Origin of the sequence: Xanthomonas vasicola pv. musacearum NCPPB 4379, from assembly GCF_000277895.2 — a bacterium.
Lineage (GTDB): Bacteria > Pseudomonadota > Gammaproteobacteria > Xanthomonadales > Xanthomonadaceae > Xanthomonas > Xanthomonas vasicola.
Genome location: NZ_CP034655.1, coordinates 3,546,983 through 3,565,477, shown reverse-complemented (window position 1 = coordinate 3,565,477; position 18,495 = coordinate 3,546,983). Strand labels below are relative to the sequence as shown.

12 protein-coding genes and 1 pseudogene are annotated in these 18,495 nt (G+C 64.6%); 5 read left to right on the top strand and 8 right to left on the bottom strand.

Translation table 11 applies throughout. From position 1 onward, the window contains the following. The first annotated feature begins 85 nt into the window (after positions 1 to 85). From rluD to KWO_RS16515, 4 genes and pseudogenes are all read left to right on the top strand, one after another. Positions 86 to 1,081 (top strand): 23S rRNA pseudouridine(1911/1915/1917) synthase RluD, encoded by a 996-nt coding sequence (rluD, locus tag KWO_RS16530; RefSeq protein WP_010375237.1) that lies wholly within the window; start codon positions 86 to 88, stop codon positions 1,079 to 1,081. 1 nt (position 1,082) lies between these two features. Further along, complete coding sequence (pgeF, locus tag KWO_RS16525) at positions 1,083 to 1,895, top strand: peptidoglycan editing factor PgeF (protein WP_017112393.1); 813 nt, start codon at positions 1,083 to 1,085, stop codon at positions 1,893 to 1,895. 20 nt (positions 1,896 to 1,915) lie between these two features. Next, positions 1,916 to 2,421, top strand: a pseudogene (locus KWO_RS16520) (DUF4166 domain-containing protein). Further along, positions 2,408 to 2,842, top strand: a complete 435-nt coding sequence (locus tag KWO_RS16515; RefSeq protein WP_026113342.1) for a thiol-disulfide oxidoreductase DCC family protein — start codon at positions 2,408 to 2,410, stop codon at positions 2,840 to 2,842. The pseudogene KWO_RS16520 and the gene KWO_RS16515 overlap by 14 nt, the downstream one beginning before the upstream one ends. Positions 2,843 to 3,214: 372 nt before the next feature. Here the strand turns inward: KWO_RS16515 and KWO_RS16510 are convergent, their stop codons facing one another. From KWO_RS16510 to KWO_RS16480, 7 genes are all read right to left on the bottom strand, one after another. Next, positions 3,215 to 5,083, bottom strand: a complete 1,869-nt coding sequence (locus tag KWO_RS16510) for a methyl-accepting chemotaxis protein (protein ID WP_010375250.1) — start codon at positions 5,081 to 5,083, stop codon at positions 3,215 to 3,217. Between the two features lie 701 nt (positions 5,084 to 5,784). Beyond that, entirely contained in the window at positions 5,785 to 8,223 is a 2,439-nt protein-coding gene (locus KWO_RS16505; RefSeq protein ID WP_010375254.1) for a glucose/quinate/shikimate family membrane-bound PQQ-dependent dehydrogenase, read from the bottom strand. Between the two features lie 619 nt (positions 8,224 to 8,842). Beyond that, entirely contained in the window at positions 8,843 to 10,210 is a 1,368-nt protein-coding gene (gene otsA, locus KWO_RS16500; protein ID WP_010363332.1) for an alpha,alpha-trehalose-phosphate synthase (UDP-forming), read from the bottom strand. Further along, positions 10,207 to 11,985: a glycoside hydrolase family 15 protein gene (locus KWO_RS16495; protein WP_010375257.1), complete on the bottom strand. Its 1,779-nt coding sequence runs from the start codon at positions 11,983 to 11,985 to the stop codon at positions 10,207 to 10,209. Before KWO_RS16495 ends, otsA begins: the two co-directional genes overlap by 4 nt. Positions 11,986 to 12,028: 43 nt before the next feature. After that, on the bottom strand, positions 12,029 to 12,787 hold the full coding sequence (gene otsB / locus KWO_RS16490) for a trehalose-phosphatase (protein ID WP_010375260.1): 759 nt from the start codon (positions 12,785 to 12,787) through the stop codon (positions 12,029 to 12,031). Positions 12,788 to 13,012: 225 nt separating this feature from the next. Then, entirely contained in the window at positions 13,013 to 13,558 is a 546-nt protein-coding gene (gene xopY, locus KWO_RS16485; RefSeq protein ID WP_017112396.1) for a type III secretion system effector XopY, read from the bottom strand. A gap of 540 nt (positions 13,559 to 14,098) precedes the next feature. Next, positions 14,099 to 16,534 carry a TonB-dependent receptor plug domain-containing protein gene (locus tag KWO_RS16480; RefSeq protein WP_010375268.1) on the bottom strand — a complete coding sequence of 812 codons (2,436 nt, stop codon included), beginning with the start codon at positions 16,532 to 16,534 and terminating at the stop codon, positions 14,099 to 14,101. A 240-nt stretch (positions 16,535 to 16,774) separates the two neighbouring features. Between KWO_RS16480 and KWO_RS16475 the strand changes: the two genes are divergently transcribed. Further along, positions 16,775 to 17,248 carry a DUF3574 domain-containing protein gene (locus KWO_RS16475; protein ID WP_010363341.1) on the top strand — a complete coding sequence of 158 codons (474 nt, stop codon included), beginning with the start codon at positions 16,775 to 16,777 and terminating at the stop codon, positions 17,246 to 17,248. 93 nt (positions 17,249 to 17,341) lie between these two features. Here the strand turns inward: KWO_RS16475 and KWO_RS16470 are convergent, their stop codons facing one another. Further along, positions 17,342 to 18,418 (bottom strand): aldose 1-epimerase family protein, encoded by a 1,077-nt coding sequence (locus KWO_RS16470; RefSeq protein WP_010375276.1) that lies wholly within the window; start codon positions 18,416 to 18,418, stop codon positions 17,342 to 17,344. Positions 18,419 to 18,495: the final 77 nt, after the last annotated feature.

Genomic DNA, 18,495 nt, shown 5'->3' with positions numbered 1-18,495 from the left:
CGATGATAGCCTAGTGGCCTGTCCGGCGACTGACTCTTGCCGCCCGGACCCCCAAATTCCCGATTTTTCCTGAGTGCCCGTGTCCATGTCCGACCCATCTGCCGAAGCTCTCGAACCGTCCATCCGCCAGGCGATCGTGCCCGACAACGCCGCCGGACGCCGTTTCGACGCAGTGCTGGCCGAGTTGTTCCCCGAATTCTCACGCTCGCGGCTGTCGGAATGGATCAAGTCCGGCGACGCGCTGCTGGACGGCGCCATGGCACGCCCGCGCGACACCTTGCGCGGCGGCGAGAGCGTGCAGGTGCAGGTGGTGCTGGAAACCCAGACCCACGCCGCGCCGCAGGACATCCCGCTGAGCGTGCTGTACGAAGACGAGCAGGTGCTGGTGATCGACAAGCCGGCCGGTCTGGTGGTGCATCCGGGCGCCGGTAATCCCGACGGCACCTTGGTCAACGCGCTGCTGTTCCGCGACCCGGCGCTGGCCTCGGTGCCGCGCGCTGGCGTAGTGCATCGCCTGGACAAGGACACCAGCGGCGTGATGGTAGTGGCGCGCACCGTACAGGCGCAGACCGCGCTGGTGGAGCAACTGTCCGCGCGCGATGTGCATCGCCAGTATCTGGCGGTGGTGGTCGGCGCACTGGTCTCCGGCGGCACCGCCAATGCACCAATCGACCGCCACCCGCGCGACCGCCTGAAGATGGCGGTGCGCGACGACGGTCGCGATGCGGTCACGCATTACCGCCTGCGCGAGCGCTTCCGCGCACATACCGCACTGGAATGCCGTCTGGAAACCGGGCGTACCCATCAGATCCGTGTGCACATGGCCCACCTGAAATCGCCGATCGTCGGCGACCCGCTGTACGGCGGGGCGCTCAAGCTGCCCAAGGGCGCCACCGACGAACTGGTGCACGAACTGCGCACCTTCAAGCGCCAGGCGCTGCATGCCGAAACCCTGGAATTCCGGCATCCGGTCAGCGGCGAGCCGGTCCGTGCCAGCGCGCCGGTGCCGGCCGATCTGCAGCGCTTGATGACCGCGCTGCGCGAAGACAGCGCACGCGCCGCCGAGATGGCACGCCGCTGAGGTGGCCGTGGCCGCGCCCTTCATCCTGCCGGCGGACTGGCCAGCGCCGCCGCGCATCCGCGCGCTGACCACGCTGCGTCATGGTCTGGGCGGCTCGCTGGCGCCGTTCGACACGCTCAACCTGGGCAATCGCAATAGCGCCGAAGGCGATGTGCCCGCGCAGGTGGAGCGCAATCGGGCGCTACTGGCCGAGGCCTTGGCGTTGCCGAGCACGCCGCACTGGCTGCGACAGGTGCACGGCGTGGGCGTGGTGCGGGTAGACGCACCGCCCGCTGCGCCTGGATCAACGGACGGCGCAGCGAATGAGCTACCAGGCGCGCAAGAACCGGTGGCCGATGCTGCGGTGACGTCGGTCCCTGGCGTGGTGCTGGCGATCCTCACCGCCGATTGTCTGCCGGTCGTGTTCGCTGCCGTGGATGGCAACGAAGTTGCTGCTGCGCATGCCGGTTGGCGCGGGCTGGCCGACGGCGTGCTGGAGCGCAGCATGGCCGCGATGCGAACGCCACCGCAGCAGCTGGTCGCCTGGCTGGGTCCGGCGGCGGGGCCGCAGGTGTATGAAATTGGCCAAGACGTCTTCGATGCCTTCGTTGCGCACGATGCACAGGCGCAACAGGCGTTTGTCGCCACGCGTCCAGGGTACTGGCGGGTGGATCTGTATGCGCTGGCTCGCCAGCGGCTGCAGCAGGCGGGTGTGCCGGCCGATGCGGTGTATGGCGGCGGGTTGTGCACCATTTCCGATCCGCAGCGCTTTTTCTCGCACCGGCGCGACCGCCGCAGCGGACGCATGGCTACGCTGGCGTGGATCGCACCCTGAGCACGCCGCTGTTCGCCCAGGTGCTGGGGCAGGACGCATTTGCGCAGTTGCCCGCGCCGGTGCGCGCATTGCACTCGGTGCAGCAGCGGCAGATCTTCGCCGGGCGCGCGCAGATTCAGCGTGTTGCGCATACGTTGGTGCCGTTGCTGGCGCTGCAGAGCCGTTTGCCGCGCAGCGGCGACGTCGAGGTGAAAGTGAAATTTCTTGCCGACGCGCACGGCGAGCGCTGGCATCGGCGTTTTGGCGGTTTGCCGATGCATTCGCGGCTATGGCGCCATGGCAACAGCCTGCGCGAACACCTGGGCGCGGTGCGTTTCGAATTTTCGTTGCAGGCCGATGCGCAATCGCTGTACTGGCAGGCCACACGTGTGTGGGCGTTCGGATGGATTCCGTAGCCTGCGCGCTGGTTGCGGCAGGTGCGTTGCCGCGAGCATGCCGATAGTGGCCGTTACGGGTTTCGGGTCGACGTGCACTTGCCGCTGGCAGGGCCGTTCATTCGCTATGAGACTGGCTTGAACCGCGCTGATCAATCGTTTGTTGCGCTGCCTGCGGCGCCCGCCACCATCGTCTTCGATGGCGTGTGCCTGCTGTGCAATAGCTGGGTCAAGTTTCTGCTGCGCCACGATCAGCGTGCGCGCTATCGCTTTGCGGCCATGCAGGGCCAGGCCGGGCGCGCGCTGTTGCGGCAGCACGGTCTGGACCCGGACGACCCGTTGTCATTTCTGCTGGTGGACGCCACCGGTGCCTGGACCGACAGCGATGCGATTGTGCGCGTGCTTGCAGGATTGGGTGGTTTTTGGCGGCTGGCCGGTGTGCTGCGTGTCGTGCCGCGCAGCGTGCGCGATATCGGCTACCGGCTGATCGCACGCAATCGCTACCGCTGGTTCGGTCGCAGCGACCACTGCATGTTGCCGACGCCCGAGCAGCATGCGCGGTTTCTGGACTGACGCACTGTGGGCGGCGCGGGTGAACTGGCCTGAGGAACGATGCGATGCCAGGACGAGACGATCCGGCGCATCGCTCGGCCGTTCTCGGGCGCGTGCCTGTTGGCGCGGGCATTTCCGGGAAAGCCTGATCGCGCCTGGGTGCGCTCCTAGGCAGATGCTAGGGATGCAATACCCGGCTGATGCGGGCACGGGTGTTCGGCGGCTGCGGCGCGTTTCGAGACAGCCAGCCACAGCGTTCGGGGTGTTCGCGTGATGCGCAGCGATTGCTCGCGCCGGCGCTCCAGAGCAACGGTTCGTCGCAGCGCGCCTGAGCGCGGCGGGCGTTGCTGGAGGCCCCGGGTGCGCTCCTAGGAAACGCCATACATGGCGAGCTTATGCCGCGTTGTGGAAGCTGGCGCGTACGGCGTGGGAGGCACTTGGGCGGGTGTCGGACTGCAGGCGGAAGATCGACACCGCATCGGCCAGTTCCACAGCCTGTTCTTCCAGGCTGCGCGCGGCGGCGGTAGCTTCTTCCACCAGCGCGGCGTTGCGTTGGGTCACTTCGTCCAGCTGCGCGACCGTGCGGTTGACCTGCTCGATGCCGCTGGATTGCTCGGCACTGGCCGAGGTGATCTCGCTCATGATGTCGGTGACGTGTTTGACCGAGCCGACGATCTCGCGCATGGTCGCGCCGGCGCGGTGCACCAGGCCCGAACCCAGTTCCACCTTGTCGGTGGAGTCGGCGATCAGCGTCTTGATTTCCTTGGCGGCATCGGCCGAGCGCCGCGCCAACGCACGCACTTCCGAAGCCACCACGGCAAAACCGCGGCCCTGTTCGCCGGCACGTGCGGCTTCCACCGCAGCGTTGAGCGCCAGGATATTGGTCTGGAACGCGATGCCGTCGATGACGCCGATGATCTCGCCGATCTTGCGCGAGGCCGCGCTGATCTGACTCATGGTGGCGACCACGTCGTCCATCACCTGGCCGCCGCTCTGTGCCACTTCGCCGGTGCCCACCACCAGGCGATTGGCCTGCAGTGCGCTCTCGGCGTTTTGCTTCACGGTGGAGGTGAGTTCTTCCATCAAGCTTGCGGTTTCTTCCAGTTTGGCGGCCTGCTGCTCGGTGCGTTCGGAAAGATCCGTGTTGCCGGCGGCGATTTCCACCGCGGCCTGGCGAATGGTGTCCGATGCGGTCTGGATACCGCCGATGATTTCGGTCAGGCGGGCGACGGTCTGGTTGGTGTCGTCGCGCAAGCGCGCGAAGATGCCATGCGCATCGCCATCCACGCGTTGGGTGAGGTCGCCTTCGGCCAGCGCAGCGATCACGCGGGCCAACGCGTCCAGGTGGATTTCCACCGAGTCGTAGATGCGATTGATGCCTTGCGCCAGGGTCAGCAGCACGCCATCCATGCCGTCGATCTGCATGCGATGGCTGAAGTCGCCGGCGGAGGCGGCGTCGATGATCTGGATCAGCGTCTGCTCGGCGTTGACCTGCGCGGTGACGTCCACCCACTGCGCGATGGTGCCCAGCTTGGTGCCGTCGGCGGCGATGATCGGGCTGTAGACGAAGTCGATCTGGCGGCCAAAGAACGGCGCACGCACGGCCTTGGAGGCGTTCAATGCACGCATGCGATCGATCGCAGCCTGGCTGTCCGGATAGATGTCGCCGATGCTGCCGCCGACGAAGCCTTCGGCGTGGAAGCTGGGATGGAAGCTCTGCACATCCGGCTCGATCAGCTTGAGCATGGCGAGCAGTTTGCGGTTGGCGAACAACACCTGGCCATCGTCGTCGGCGATGCGGATCATGGTGTCCAGATCGTCGAGCGCCTTGATCACGAACTGGCCATGGCGCAGGGATTGCTCCATTACATCGATGCGGATGGCGAGCTTGTCCTGAGCATCCTGCAAGGCATGCAGCAATGGTGCGAGTTCGCCGGAGGCGTTGCGCAGGTCCAGACGCTGGAAGCGCCCTTCGCCGATCGCCATCGCTGCGCTCACGGCTTGCTGCAGCTGCGCAGCGTGACGCCGGCGCGCCCACCACCCCAGGCCGGCGCTTGCCGCGCCCAGCACCAGCAGGACGGGAAGCAGGCGTCCGAGCCCGCTTAAAAAGCCGCCGGGCACCAGCGTGGCGGCGTAGCAGGCAAGCAAGGCCAGCAGCCCGATGTGTGCAGCGGCCGGCAGCCATGCAGTCCAGGTAGTGCGCGCAACGTGCCCACCAACAGGCGGGTAGGCGACGGGGGCGGCATCGTGTGAGTGCAACATAGGCTGTCCGACTGGGTGATCTGATGTGGGAGCGGTATCCGGCAGTCTGTGGGCTGCAGTGTGGTATCGGCGGCTGGATCCGAATAATGAAGGTGTGAAGGCGCCGTTCGTCGGGATATGAAAACTGGGTCCTGAAAAGCCTTGATGTCATTGATGTGGAAGGGATTTCACTGATTGGTAAGCGCGCCGGAAATGATCAAGCGGGCTTGAACGCCAATTTAGCTGTAAATTCCGTGTGAAAAATAGACGCGTCTAGGAGAACGCCCGGCGCCTCGGGCGACGTGTCGTCTGACGTGGACCAGCGCCTGCGAGGGGGGCTGGCGGGGTCATCAACGACGTGTGCGATGCCGTCCGACACCCGCTCCGCCGCATGGGATCGCCGGCTGGATGGTTTCCTAGAGGGAGGCGCTTATGTTCAGGCCTGCAGCGAAAGTGCCATGGCCGCGCCTCAGACGCCTGCACAGCGTCATCGGCTTTGCATCGCCTGCTCAATCGCGCTATGAAACCCGCCCACAAAAAAACCGGCCGTCTCGCGACGACCGGTTCTATCGACTGCATCCGTCAGCCAAGGCCGACGGCGCGCTAGCTGAGCGTCAGACCGCCGCTAGGCGTGTGATGGGCAGTGGCCGACGCAGTGCAGAGTGCGTGCGGTTCTGCGCACCGGTACACCGCCTAGCCGGATGACGCTTCAAGCGCCGCCATTACTTGGCAGGCGCGGCCTGCGCATCGTCAGGCAAGGCCCAGGCAATCACGCTGTCGCCCGACTTGGTTTCCATGCGGTCATGTCCACCCACGGCAGCCACGATGTATTGCTTGCCATTGATGGTGTAGCTCATCGGTGCTGCCTGCGGGCCCGCGGGGACGCGGGTCTCCCACACCTGCTTGCCGGTGCGGGTGTCGAAGCCGCGCATGAAGTCGTCCAGGGTCGCGCCGATGAAGGTCACGCCGCCAGCGGTGGCCAGCGAGCCGCTGTTGTTAGGCGTGCCGATCTCGAACTTGGTCTTGGACGGAATGCCCATTGGACCCTGGTCGTAACCGGTACCCAGCGGACGGCGCCAGATCACCTGCTGCGTGCGCAGGTCCACGCCGGCGATGTAGCCCCACGGCGGTGCCACGCACGGCGTGTTGAGTGGCGACATCCACGGCTCCTTGCGCGCGCCATAGGCCAGGCCCTTCTGCGCCATATAGCCGGGCGTCTTGCTCTTGCCGTCGAACACCGAGACCACGCCCAGCTCATTCATTTTTTCGCGGGTATACACCTGCAAGGTGTAGGGCAGGCGGTTGCTGTTCATCACCATGATGCCGCGCTGCAGATCCACCGAGACGCCGCCCCAGTTGATGCCGCCGTGGTTGCCGGTAAAGGCCAGCGAGCCCTGCAAGGTCGGCGGGGTGAACATGCCTTCGTAACGCAGCTGCTTGAACTGGATGCGGCAGGCCAGCTGGTCGAACGGGGTCATGCCCCAGGCATCGGATTCAATGATGGTCTCGTACTCACGGCTCGGCGCGCCTACGGTGTTGGGCATGCCCGGCGAGATCGGCTGCGTGGCAGCGGTCCAGTCGCCGTGATCGGTACCCTGCGGCACAGCGATCTGCTTGACCGGCATGATCGGCTCGCCGGTGGCACGGTCCAGCACGAACACCTGACCGGACTTGGTGGCCTGGATCACTGCCGGACGCGTACCGCCGCCAGCAACCGGCCAGTCGACCAGGTTCGGCTGCGGGCCAATGTCGTAATCCCACAGGTCGTGGTTGACGGTACGGAAGTGCCAGCGTTCCTTGCCGGTAGCAGCATCCACGGCCACCAGCGAGGCGGTGTATTCCTCGTCCTGTGGGGTGCGGCCCTTGCCGAAGAAGTCGCCGGAGGCGTTGCCGGTGGGCAGATAGACCAAGCCGAGCTCATCGTCAGCGGACATCAGCGACCACACGTTCGGAGTCGAGCGGGTGTAGGTCTGGCCGGCCGGCGGCTCGGCAGTGATCGCCGGGTTGCCAAGGTCCCAGGCCCAACGCAGCTGGCCGGTGAGCGCATCGAAGCCGCGCACCACGCCGGACGGCGCATCGCCTTCCTGACCATCGCGGACCTGGCCGGTCGGCTGGATCACCACACCGCGCATCACCACCGGCGGCGAGGTCGGGCCAACGAAGCCCGGCTTGGTGTTGCCGGTACCGGCATTCAGATCGACGTAGCCGTTGTTGCCGAAGCTGGTGCAGAGCTTGCCGGTCTGCGCATCCAGCGCGCCGAGGCGGCCATCGACCATCGGCCAGAAGATCCGGGTCGCGCATTCGGCGGTGCCTTCCGGCGCCTGGTAGTAGGACACGCCACGGCAGGTGGTGGCAGCAACGCCCGCCATCGCCTTGGGGTTGGTCTGCGGATCGAAGCGCCAGCGCTCTTTACCGTTGGCCGCTTCCACCGCAATCACCTTCTGGGTGGGCGTGCAGATGTAGAGCAGGTCGCCGACCTTGAGCGGGGTGTTCTGGAAGGCATAGCCCAGCTTGGAATCCTTGGGCTTCAGATCGCCGGTGTGGAATTCCCAAGCCACCTTGAGATTCTTCACGTTGTCCGGGGTGATCTGCGCACCGGGTGTGTAATGGTTGGAGAGGTTGGAGCCCGCATAGGAGGTCCAGTTGCTGGCGTCGTGATTAGCCGCGACGTTGCCGTCGGGGCTGGGCACGGTGCCGCGGCTGAAGGCCGTTGCGCTGTCGGCCGGCAACTTGGAGGCATCGGCCAGCTCGACATTGCGCGGCATCAGCAGCGGCCACAGGATCAGCGCAGCACCCAGGATCGGCAGCACACCGGTCACTAGCGCATAGCCGGCGCCCGATAGCGGCGACATGCGCCGACGCGCTACGCCCCAGAATGGCAGCAGCAGCAAGCCCAGCACCGAGATCATCGCCAGACGCGGCACCAGGCCCCAGCCATCCAGGCCCACTTCCCACAGCGCCCAGGCAATGGTGCCGGCCAAGGTCGCGCCAAACAGCCACAGGCCGGCACGCTTGCCCAGCGCGAGCAACACGCCCGCCAGGAACAGGGCAATACCCGCGATCAGGTAATACCAGGAGCCACCGACGGCTACCAGGCGGCCGCCTTCGAAGGCCAGCACCGCACCAAGCACGGCGATCACCACCGCATAGGCCACCAGCAACCAGGTGCCTAGCCCACGTTTTGAGGATTGATCAGTCATTTTTAAGATGTCAGGAAGGACTCAGACACCAGCGAGCGGTGGCAAGTCGTGGAGGGAGACAGATCGCAGGTGGCAAAGACGCGGCCCGGATCTAAATACGAACATCGAACGCTATGAACGCGCGGCCCCTCCCAGGGTCCTCAGCGCTAATCATGTAAATATTTTAGACCCCTCGGGCGCCCTCTGTCCGTGACGGAATAGGAACCAGCGTTCCAGCCTGCACGTCTGGCACACCGGAAACATGCGGATGTTGAACGCATTGCAACATTGTGGTGCCAGGTGTTGCTAGGCCCGGGTTGGACATTCGCTGCCGGTGATCGCGCCGGCGATTAAAGGGCAGGGGGCACGGCTCAGGTTGTGTGGCTCAGCTACTGCCGTATCGAGTGAACGCTGCCGACCTCCGACGCGCTCACGCCTTCGCAGGCACGGCCGTTTCGATCGGAGTTGGCAACCGCTTGCTGCGTTAGCGTGAGGCGCGCTCTGCGGTAGAAAGCGCGCAGCGTGATAGGCCACTTGTGGGCGCACCCGCATCCGCCCACGTTCCCCGAGGACAATGCCCCGGCGGAAGAAGGAGAGCTATCTAGACCTCGGAGAGCGCTTGCAGATAGCGCTGGCGCCAGTGGTTGATGTTGTTCTTGCGCAGGTGATCCATCATCGCGTGCCAGCGTTCGATGCGGCTTGCCAGCGGCATGCTTGCTGCCGTGGCAATCGCATCGGCCACGCCATCCAGATCGTGCGGATTGACCAGCAGCGCTTCCTTCATTTCGTCGGCTGCGCCTGCAAACAATGACAATACCAGCACCCCCGGATTTTCCGGGTCTTGCGCTGCCACGAACTCCTTGGCAACCAGGTTCATGCCATCGCGCAATGGAGTAACCAAACACACAGAAGCTGCGCGATAAAAGCCGGTCAGGGTGGCGTGGCTGAAGTTTTGGTTGACGTAGCGCAGCGGTGTCCAATCCGGTTCCGCGTGCCCGCCGTTGATATGGCCGGCGATCTGTTCGAGCTGGCTGCGCAATTGGCGGTATTCGGTGACATCGCCGCGCGAGACCGGCGCAATTTGCAGATATGTGAGGCTGCCGGATTGATCCGGATAGCGCTCCAGATAGCGCTCGAAGCCTTGGAAGCGTTCCGGCAATCCTTTGGAATAATCCAGGCGGTCCACACCGATGGCCAACTGACGGCCGCGCAAACTTTCGCGCAAATCGCGCACGGCCTGCTTGCCGACCGATGCCTTGGCCTGATTGGCGATCAAATCGGTATCGATGCCAATCGGGAACGACGATGCGGTGAAGCGGCGCCCACCCGGGCCTTCCACCAGATCGCCTTCCAGAATGCGGCCACCACCAAACAGGCGCACATACGCTTTGAAACGCTCGGCATCGCGCTGGGTCTGGAAGCCCACCAGGTCGTACGCATAGAACGTACTGAACAAACGCGCGTGATCGGGCATTGCCTGCACCAGATCGGCCGACGGCATCGGCACGTGCAGGAAGAAGCCCATCTTGCAGCCCACACCCAACTCACGCAGCATCGCGCCGAGCGGAATCATGTGGTAATCGTGGATCCACAAGGTGTCGCTGTCTTTCAGTAGCGGCGCAAGCTTTTCGGCAAACAGCCGATTGACGCGCATATAGCCTTCGCGGGTGGCGCGATCGTAATCGACCAGGTCAAGGCGGAAGTGCAGCAACGGCCACAATGTGCGGTTGGCAAAGCCGTTGTAGTACGAATCGATGTCGCGCTTGTTGAGGTCCATGGTGACGAAGGTGATGTCACCTTCGGTCTGTTCGTGCATGCCGCCGCTGTCGCCGCGCACAGTCTTGCCGCTCCAGCCGAACCACATGCCACCGCGCTCTTTAAGCGCCGCCAACAAGCCAACCGCCAAGCCGCCAGCGCGATTTTCGCCGGGCACTGCAACGCGGTTGGATACCACTACCAAACGACTCATGAAGCCTCCTGCCAGCTCCGCGACAAGCGCATCGCTGCGATGATCAAGCCAACATGCGAATAGGTCTGAGGGAAATTGCCCCAGGCTTCGCCGTCTTCAAACGATAGATCTTCCGATAGCAAGCCGAGGTGATTGCGGCGCGATAGGATGCGCTCGAACAATTCACGTGCCTCGTCCTTGCGCCCGATCGCCGCCAGCGCATCGATGTACCAGAAGGTGCAGATGGTGAAGCTGGTCTCCGGCTCACCGAAGTCATCCGGTGCGATGTAGCGGTACAGCGCATCGCCATGCTTGAGCACGCGACCGACTGCTTCGACCGTGCGCACGAAGCGGCTGTCGTCGTTGGCCACGATGCCAATGTCGGCCAGCAGCAACAGCGACGCATCCAGCCGATGGCCACCGAGTGTGTCGGTGAAATGGCCGTGTTCGTCGCTCCAGGCCTCGTTCAACACGCGCTCGCGGATGCTGTCGGCACGCTCGCGCCAGTAGGTGATGCGCTCTGGCAACGCCAGCCTGTCGGCGATCTTGGACAAGCGATCGCAAGCCGCCCAGCACATTGCGGCGGTGTAGGTGTGCACTTCGGCGCGGCCGCGGAATTCCCACAGGCCGGCATCGGGGACGTTGTGTAATGCATAGGCGCGCTCACCCAGCGGCTCAAGACGGCGGAAGGTATCCGCATCGCCCTGATCCTTCAGACGCAGGTCGAAGAACAGCTGTGTGGACGCCAGTACCACGCTGCCGTAGACATCGTGCTGCTGCTGGATCCACGCAAGGTTGCCGCGTCGCACCGGGCCCATGCCGCGGTAGCCCTCCATGGTGTCGACTTCGTGCTCTTCCAGTTGCGATTCGAAGCCGATGCCGTACAGCGGCTGCATGGTGCCGTCGGCTGTGGCGATGTTGAAGATGTAGCCGATGAACTGCTCCATCGTGCGGGTCGCGCCAAGCCGGTTGAGCGCACGCACCACGAATGCCGCGTCGCGCAGCCAGCAATAGCGGTAATCCCAGTTGCGTGGTGTATTCGGCGCTTCCGGGATCGAGGTGGTCATCGCGGCGATGATCGCGCCGCTGTCTTCGTACTGGCACAACTTCAGCGTGATCGCACTGCGGATCACTGCTTCTTGCCAGTCCAGCGGAATGCACAGGTAACGCACCCATTCACGCCAATATTCTTCGGTGCGTTCCTGTGCTTCCTGCACGTAGCCGGTGAGCGAGCGGGTTAGTGATTCGTCCACGCCCAGTACCAGGCTGACTGGGTGACTGAGCACAAACGGCAACCCATTGCGCACAAAACGCACCGGCACATCGGTGGTCAGGCGCAGCGTGAATTCCGGCAACATCCAACGAATGTGATTGCTGCCCCAGGTGGTGTCCGGCGTGCGGCCACCCCAGTCTGCCAGCGGGCGGGCGCGTACGATGATGCGCGGGTTGCCGCTCAGCGGACGGATCTGGCGAATGATGCTCACTGGCCGATAGAAACGCCCGTTGTTGCGCCAGCGCGGCGCAAAGTCGATGACCTCGATTTCGCCGCCGTTGCTATCGCGCAACACCGTACGCAACACAGCGGTATTGGGCAGATAGTGCTGCTCGCTGCTGGCGAAATCTTCCAGTTCCACGGCGAAGTCGCCGCCTTCGGTCTTGGGCGAGAGCAGCGTGCAAAAGGCCGGGTCGCCGTCGAATGCCGGCAGGCAACTCCACACCACACGTGCCTGCCGATCGACCAATGCACCAAAACTACAGTTGCCGATGACGCCCAGATCCAGGTTTGGCTCGGTCATGGAGTACAAACGATCCTTTGAAGTGAGAGAAGGTGCGCTGTGCTCAGCGGCGGCATGCGTTGTGCTGCAGCCACGCGTGGACATCGGCGGTGCCATCAACGCGAAAGCGCGCGCTGGTCTGTGCGCGATTGCCTACCAGCACGCTCCAGCCGCCGAGCCGGTTTGCGGCGTCGAAACCGAATTCGTCGGTGAGATCGTCGCCGACGAACACCGGCGTACGGCCGGCAAAAACGCCGTGCTGCATCAGTTGTTCGACCGCCAGGCCCTTGTTGCTGCCCTCGGGAACGAATTCGACCACGTGATCGCCAGGCTGTAGCCGATAACCAGAAAGCTGTGCGATTTCCTGCTGCGCGAACGCGAGCACGTCGGGGCCGGCCTGCGGCCGCGCGCGCCAGTGCAGCGCCACGCTGACGCCTTTGTCTTCGACCAGCACACCGGGATGTCGACGCGTGAGCGCGGCAGCACGTTGGTGCAGACCATGCAGCCACTCGGAGGTGTCTTGCGGCATGGCCGCGCGTGCAGCGACAGCGCTGCGCAGTTCATGCCCGTGCAGGCCGGCGGCCGGTAGCAGCAACGGCGCGAACAAGGCATCCAATTGGGCAAGTGGCCGGCCGCTGACCAGTGCGACGGCGCCGTTGAGGCGCTCGCTCAGCAGGCCGATGGCCTCGCGCACCTCGGGCAGTAGCCGCACTGCCTCGGGGCTGTCGGCAAAGTCGATGAGGGTGCCATCCACGTCCAGAAACAATGCGCAGGCATCGTCCAGCAATGGTGGCGACGGAAGGGGTGGGGGGGCGTCTGCCATGGGCACATGGTGACGCAGGGGCCGTTAGCGGCAGGTGGAGCGGCTAGCGCAGCGTTTGGCTGTAGGCGCAATGCCAATCAACGACATCTGCGCTATGCGCGCACCAATGAAAAGCCACCCGGAGCTGGCCAGTGGGCGTGCGTGATGACGCGGCGGCGCGTTCGCAGATCGCTGCGTCTTGGAGCAGTGCGGCCCGCCAGAGGGGGCATCCGGGGGCGCGTTAGCTCAGCCGCCGGAAGACCGACGGCCAGTGGGCTGGGTTGTTGTTGCGCTCGCCGTCTCCGGCTCGCATAGCGCAGCCAGCTTGGCGCCCAATTGCGGATTTCTTTCGCGAATAAGCCGGAGCATGGTCGCAATATCCGGATTGTCCGGTGCGGCCGTCATGGGGGGGGGCGGTGTCTCTTTTACTGTCTCCATAAGGGCTGTCAAGCGTTCCCCCAGTAGCGGGTCTTTCTCGCGGATCGCCCGGAGCAGGCGCAACGTGTCCGAGTTCTCCGACGGTGCTGCAGGTGCGGCCTGCGAGCGTTCGTTCGGTCTGCCGAAACCGAAGCCCTCCACCAGCATCCCCAGTGTGTCCAAGGGGACCGGATATATGCTGTTCAAATCGAACAGGCGCAGTGCCTCCGCCGTGCAGGAAGGCGGTGCCGTGGTCGGATCGCAATCCAAGGTGGTTCCGTCGTGGGATGGCACAAGCGTAAGGTGCTCGACGAATTGGAACAGTTCGCCCAGATTGCTTCCGTGCCGATCCATCTGCGGGATCCTGCGAAGCATCTCTGCGGCAGTGGGCCTGGGCAACACGCTGCTGTCGCCATCGTGGCCTTGCGTGTCATCCCCATAGTGCTCCCTCAGCGACAGCGGCGACAGTCCCGGGCGTTGCGGGCGGCGGTGGCGCTGCAAACTCCCGGGCAGATTGATCGCGGCAGGTCGGGATGGTGCGCGGCCAAGGGGTGGCTTCGAGGTGGTGCGGCATTCCTCGGACGCTGGCGACACTGCGTGGGGCGTCGCCTCGTCCGTGTGCAATACGCGCGACGAGGCGGGATTGAGTTGGGCAGGGCGCATAGCCACTCCATGAGCTTCAGGGCGAAAAGGATGTCGCGTTGCCTAAGGCGGGAGGGTGCGTTTTGCGAACGTTCCGCGCAATAGGCGAAAACCGGACATCGGCTGAAAGTGCTCTGGTCTTTCGACAGCGCGGTGGTGCCGGCATCGTGCCACCACCGCGCCTTACCTTGGTTACGCTCGTTCGCCAGTCGCTTCGCCCTGCATCGCTGCTGACGCGTTCGGCGCTACAGGTGTCGCCGCGTCGGCGTGCGATCAGAAGCTATACCGCACACGCCCATACCAATACGCGCCATTACTACCGATCGGCGAAAGCACGTCGTAGGGCAGGTTGCCGAAGTAGGCGATGTCGTCGATGGAGCGGTCCGAGTAGTTATCCAGGATGTTCTGCCCGCCGATGGCCAGCGTCCATTGCGTGTCCAGGTGGTATTCGGCTTCCAGGTCCAGTTGCCATTCGGCGCCGTAGGTCTGGCGCGGGGCGAAGCCGCCGCCGAAATCGAACACGCGGGTGGCGCTGCCGTAGCGGTTGACGCGTGTCTGCAGGTTCCAGTGCTCGTTGCTCCAGTTGGCGGCGAGCGCGGCGCGCGTGCGCGGTGCCGCGTCGGTGAGCGTGTTGCTTTCTTCCACGCCGAACAGCACGTAATCGGGGTTCAACGCGAGCAACTGCGCCGGGGTGGCGATGATGTTTTTCAGTTCGGTCTTGGCATAACTGTAGGTGCCAGTCAGCAACAAATCGCCGCCAAAGGCGTACTGGCGCCAGTTGGCGACCAGCTCGGCGCCGCGGGTGCGGGTGTCGGCGGCGTTGAGGAAATAGCTGGCGCTCTGCACGCCGGTGACGCCGTAGTTCTGCTGCACGAAGCTGGTCAGCGCATCGCCAGTGATGTCTTCGGACAGCGCAATGCGGTCGTCGATATCGATCTGGAAAAAGTCCAGCGACACGTCGAAGTGATCGCCCAGCTTGCTGGTGAAGCCCAGGCTGTAATTGACCGACGTTTCCGGCTTCAGATCGGTGGCGCCCAGTCCGCGCGCGATGGGGTTGTTGACCGACAGTAAGCGGCCCTGGGTCAGGCGGCCGGCGGCATCGTAACCGGTGGAGGTGGCTTCGTAACCGATCTGGCTGAGCGAGGGCGCACGCACGTTATTGGAGATGGCGCCGCGCAGCGCAAAGGCCGGGTCGAACGCATACCGTGCGGCCAGCTTGCCGGTCCACTGGCTGCCGAAATCCTGGTAATGCTCGTAGCGGCCGGCCAGATCGGTGGAGAACTTATCGCCGAACTGGCTTGATAGGTTGGCATAGGCGCTGGCCACGTTTCGCGACAGGTCGGCTTCGTCCTGCGGGGTGAGCCCGCCGCCGGCCTGCGAGCCGGTGGGGCGATCGGTAAACGGGCCGGCCGCGTAGCTGGCCGGGTCGCCGGCGTGGGTGCGGTATTGCTCGCGGCGCAATTCGGCACCGGTGCCGAAGGTGTGGGTGGCACCGGCAGCGTCGAACACGCGGGTCAGATCGAAATTGCCCACGGTCTGCGCGAAGGCGAAATCGCCGGTCTTGAAGCGCGTGGTACTGCCTGGGCCCAGCGATGCATTGAGCGAGTTGCGCAGCCTGTAGGTGAAGTCGTTGCGGCCATAGTTGAGGCTGGCGTCGTAGTCCCAATCGCCCCATTGCCCGCGCGCGCCGGCCACGATCTGCAGGTCGCGATTTTCGCCTTCGGAAATCGGGCGGTAGCCGTTGGGGTAGATCTCGCGCCAGTTGGCGCTGCTGTCCGGGTAACGGAAATAATTGGCGCCTTCGGTATCGCGCTGGTTGTAGGTGCCGAACGCATAGAACTCGCCGCTGGGGCTGAAGGGAATCTTGGTGTTGAGCCAGGCATTCAGGCCCTTGGTGGCGCCATCGCCAAGCACGTAATTGCGCTGGCCCTTGAGCGCCAGATTGGCCGGGGTCTGTTCTTCGAACGGCGGAATCTGGTCGAAGCCGGCGCGGTTGGTGGCCTCGCGATTCTTCAGTTCCAGGCCGACCCTGAAGAAGCCGCCGTCATCGCCCAGCAGCGTGCCGACCTTGGCGCTGGCGTAGCTGGTCTGGCCATCGGTGACGCGGCGATTGATCGGCTCGACGTCGGTGTTGTAAGCGCCGAAGCTGGCTTCCAGTTCGCCACTCTCGGGGTTGTCGTCCAGGATCACGTTGATGACGCCGGCAATCGCATCCGAGCCGTATTGCGCGCCGGCACCGTCGCGCAGCACTTCGATGCGCTTGATTGCGTTGATCGGGATGGAATTGAAATCCACCGGCGTGGTGCCCTTGCCGATCTTGCTGTCGGTATTGACCAGCGCCGAGGTATGCCGGCGCTTGCCGTTGACCAGCACCAGCACTTGATCGGGCGAGAGCCCGCGTAGCTGCGCGGCGCGGATATGGTCAGCGCCGCCGGAGTTGGACTGCCGCGGGAAGTTGAACGACGGCAGCAGCGCCTGCAGCGCGCTGCCAAGCTCACCGTTGACGACACCGGCCTTGCGGATGTCTTCGGCGGTGAGCACGTCCACCGGCACGGTCGATTCCAGCACGGTGCGGCCGCTGGCACGGGTGCCGGTGACGATCACGGTGTCCAGGGTGTTGGAGCCGGTATCGGCCTGTTGGGCTTGCGCGTTGGCGCTGAGCGCGGCGGCGACGGCCAGGCCAATCATCGAAAGGGTGGGGCGGGTCATGCTGTTCTCTCTCTCTTGCAAGTGCGAACGAAACGCGCCAAGGGGTCGGCATCCGGCCGGGCTGGGCGCAAGGGGACGGATTTTTTCCACATTCATCCGGATGGCAGAGAGATTATCGTGTTGTTCAGCCCGGTGCGAGATGGCACAGTGCGTGTGCGCCTGCATGAGCTGATATTCGCTTTGCATGAGCCTGCCCTCGAGTCCTGATTCCTGCCCCCCAGACCTGTCGTGGAGAAGTCGATGAAGTTGTTGCCCTCTTGCCTGCTTGCCGCCATGTTGGCGCTGTCCGCCTGCGCCACCACCCCCGGCGGTACGCCGAGCACGACCACCGCCAGCCTGCAGGGCGACGCCGCGCGGCCGGCGGTGGCGCGCGGTTGGGTGCGCAGCGAGTTGTATTTCGGCGTGGGCGAAGAATCCGGCCCGGCCGACCGCCCGCAGACCCGCACCATCGACGAAACCCAGTGGCGCGCGTTTCTGGACAAGGAAGTGACCCCGCGCTTTCCGGATGGTCTGACCGTGGTCGACGCCTACGGCCAATGGTTGTTCCGCGGCGCCAAGGAGCCGAACCGCCTGGGCACCAAGGTGCTGGTGATCCTGCACGAAGACACCCCGCAACGGCGCAACGACATCGAGGCGATCCGGCTGGCCTGGAAGCAGGCCACCGGGCACCAGTCGGTGTTGTGGTCGCGGCAGGCGGTGGAGGTGTCGTTCTGAGTGCGACTCGGCACAGTTGCAGGCGACCCCGCGCCGTGCTTGTCGCGTACTACGCGGATCCATTGACACTTGGAGCGAGCGCTACATGCCGGGTCAGGGCTCATCCGCCAGCGGAGTCTGCCGGACCTTGGGCAACTGGCGAGCTTGCAGTGTCTGAACCTTCTTCAGCGCCGTCTGTACGGCGGCGGGTGTGGCAAGCAGACGATACTGGAGGACGAAGTCGCGCGTGCCGCCCGCTTCGATGGTGGGGACCAGGCCAAGGTCGCGCTGCAGACTGCGGTTGTAGGAAAAACTAGTGCCTGGTTCCAAGCCCGCGACGTAGCCCGTGGTGCGGCTATCGGTGTTCTTCCAGAGCGAGAACACTGGCAATTGGGTGAGGTTGAAGTCCAACTCTATGCCGTGCCGAGCGCCTGCGTCATGCAGCACTGCGAGGCTCTGCCCCTTGCCATCGCCGATGGGGTAGATGTTGTAGACCGTCTCGCCATATCCGGAAGTCGGGCCACGAAAGGTCTGCCAATCCTGCAATTCCTGCTGCGCTCGCGCATTGAATGGCGAGACCTCGCGTACCGGTAGCGTCACGCGTGCACCTTGTTCGAGCAGCGTTGAACCGACGTTGCTGTGGTAGAGCGCCTGGTATTCCATGGGTTGGTCCCCCTGATTGGTCAGGCGATCGTGCAGGGTGAATGCGGTGGCGCCGGGTTCGGTGGTCAGCGCCGTGTCGATCCGGAAGTCGACCTTCTTGAAGGCGGCCTCGCTCAGCATGCCTGTGAGGGTGATCCGGTGCGGCGAGCGATCATCAATGCTGAGCACCACGGTGCGGGCGGGCAGATAGGACGCTCGCCCATGCAGGGTGAGTAGTTCGCCACGGTCTTTGCCAGGGTGGCCGACCCACGCGAACCCGCAGCGCGCCACGAACTCGTTGAATCCTTCCAGCCAGCCCAGTCCGCTGCGGCTTTCCAAGTTGACGAAGGCAGGATTGACGACCTCGCTCACCGGAGAATCCCAACCCAGCCGGACGCTGCCTGCCTGGGCGCGCAGCACGTTCATACCGCGGGTTGGCACAACGGTCAGTTGCATGGCGCCGGTATCGATTTCGACGAGCACGCTGCCCTCCTGTCGGCCGCCGCTGAGCCGGTGCATCCGCACCTTGAAGGGCGGACCGTCGCGCATGTTCAGCTGTGTACTGTCTATGCTCCAGTCGCGAGCTGGCGTGTCCGGAGAGATGAGGGTGAACTCCACGGCATGGG

Coding starts and splice junctions, on each gene's coding strand:
- rluD (WP_010375237.1), top strand. CDS start 86: ATGTCCGACCCATCTGCCGAAGCTCTCGAACCGTCCATCCGCCAGGCG.
- KWO_RS16510 (WP_010375250.1), bottom strand. CDS start 5,083: ATGTTGCACTCACACGATGCCGCCCCCGTCGCCTACCCGCCTGTTGGT.
- otsA (WP_010363332.1), bottom strand. CDS start 10,210: ATGAGTCGTTTGGTAGTGGTATCCAACCGCGTTGCAGTGCCCGGCGAA.
- KWO_RS16495 (WP_010375257.1), bottom strand. CDS start 11,985: ATGACCGAGCCAAACCTGGATCTGGGCGTCATCGGCAACTGTAGTTTT.
- otsB (WP_010375260.1), bottom strand. CDS start 12,787: ATGGCAGACGCCCCCCCACCCCTTCCGTCGCCACCATTGCTGGACGAT.
- xopY (WP_017112396.1), bottom strand. CDS start 13,558: ATGCTTCGCAGGATCCCGCAGATGGATCGGCACGGAAGCAATCTGGGC.
- KWO_RS16480 (WP_010375268.1), bottom strand. CDS start 16,534: ATGACCCGCCCCACCCTTTCGATGATTGGCCTGGCCGTCGCCGCCGCG.
- KWO_RS16475 (WP_010363341.1), top strand. CDS start 16,775: ATGAAGTTGTTGCCCTCTTGCCTGCTTGCCGCCATGTTGGCGCTGTCC.
- KWO_RS16470 (WP_010375276.1), bottom strand. CDS start 18,418: ATGCGCGACGGTCCGCCCTTCAAGGTGCGGATGCACCGGCTCAGCGGC.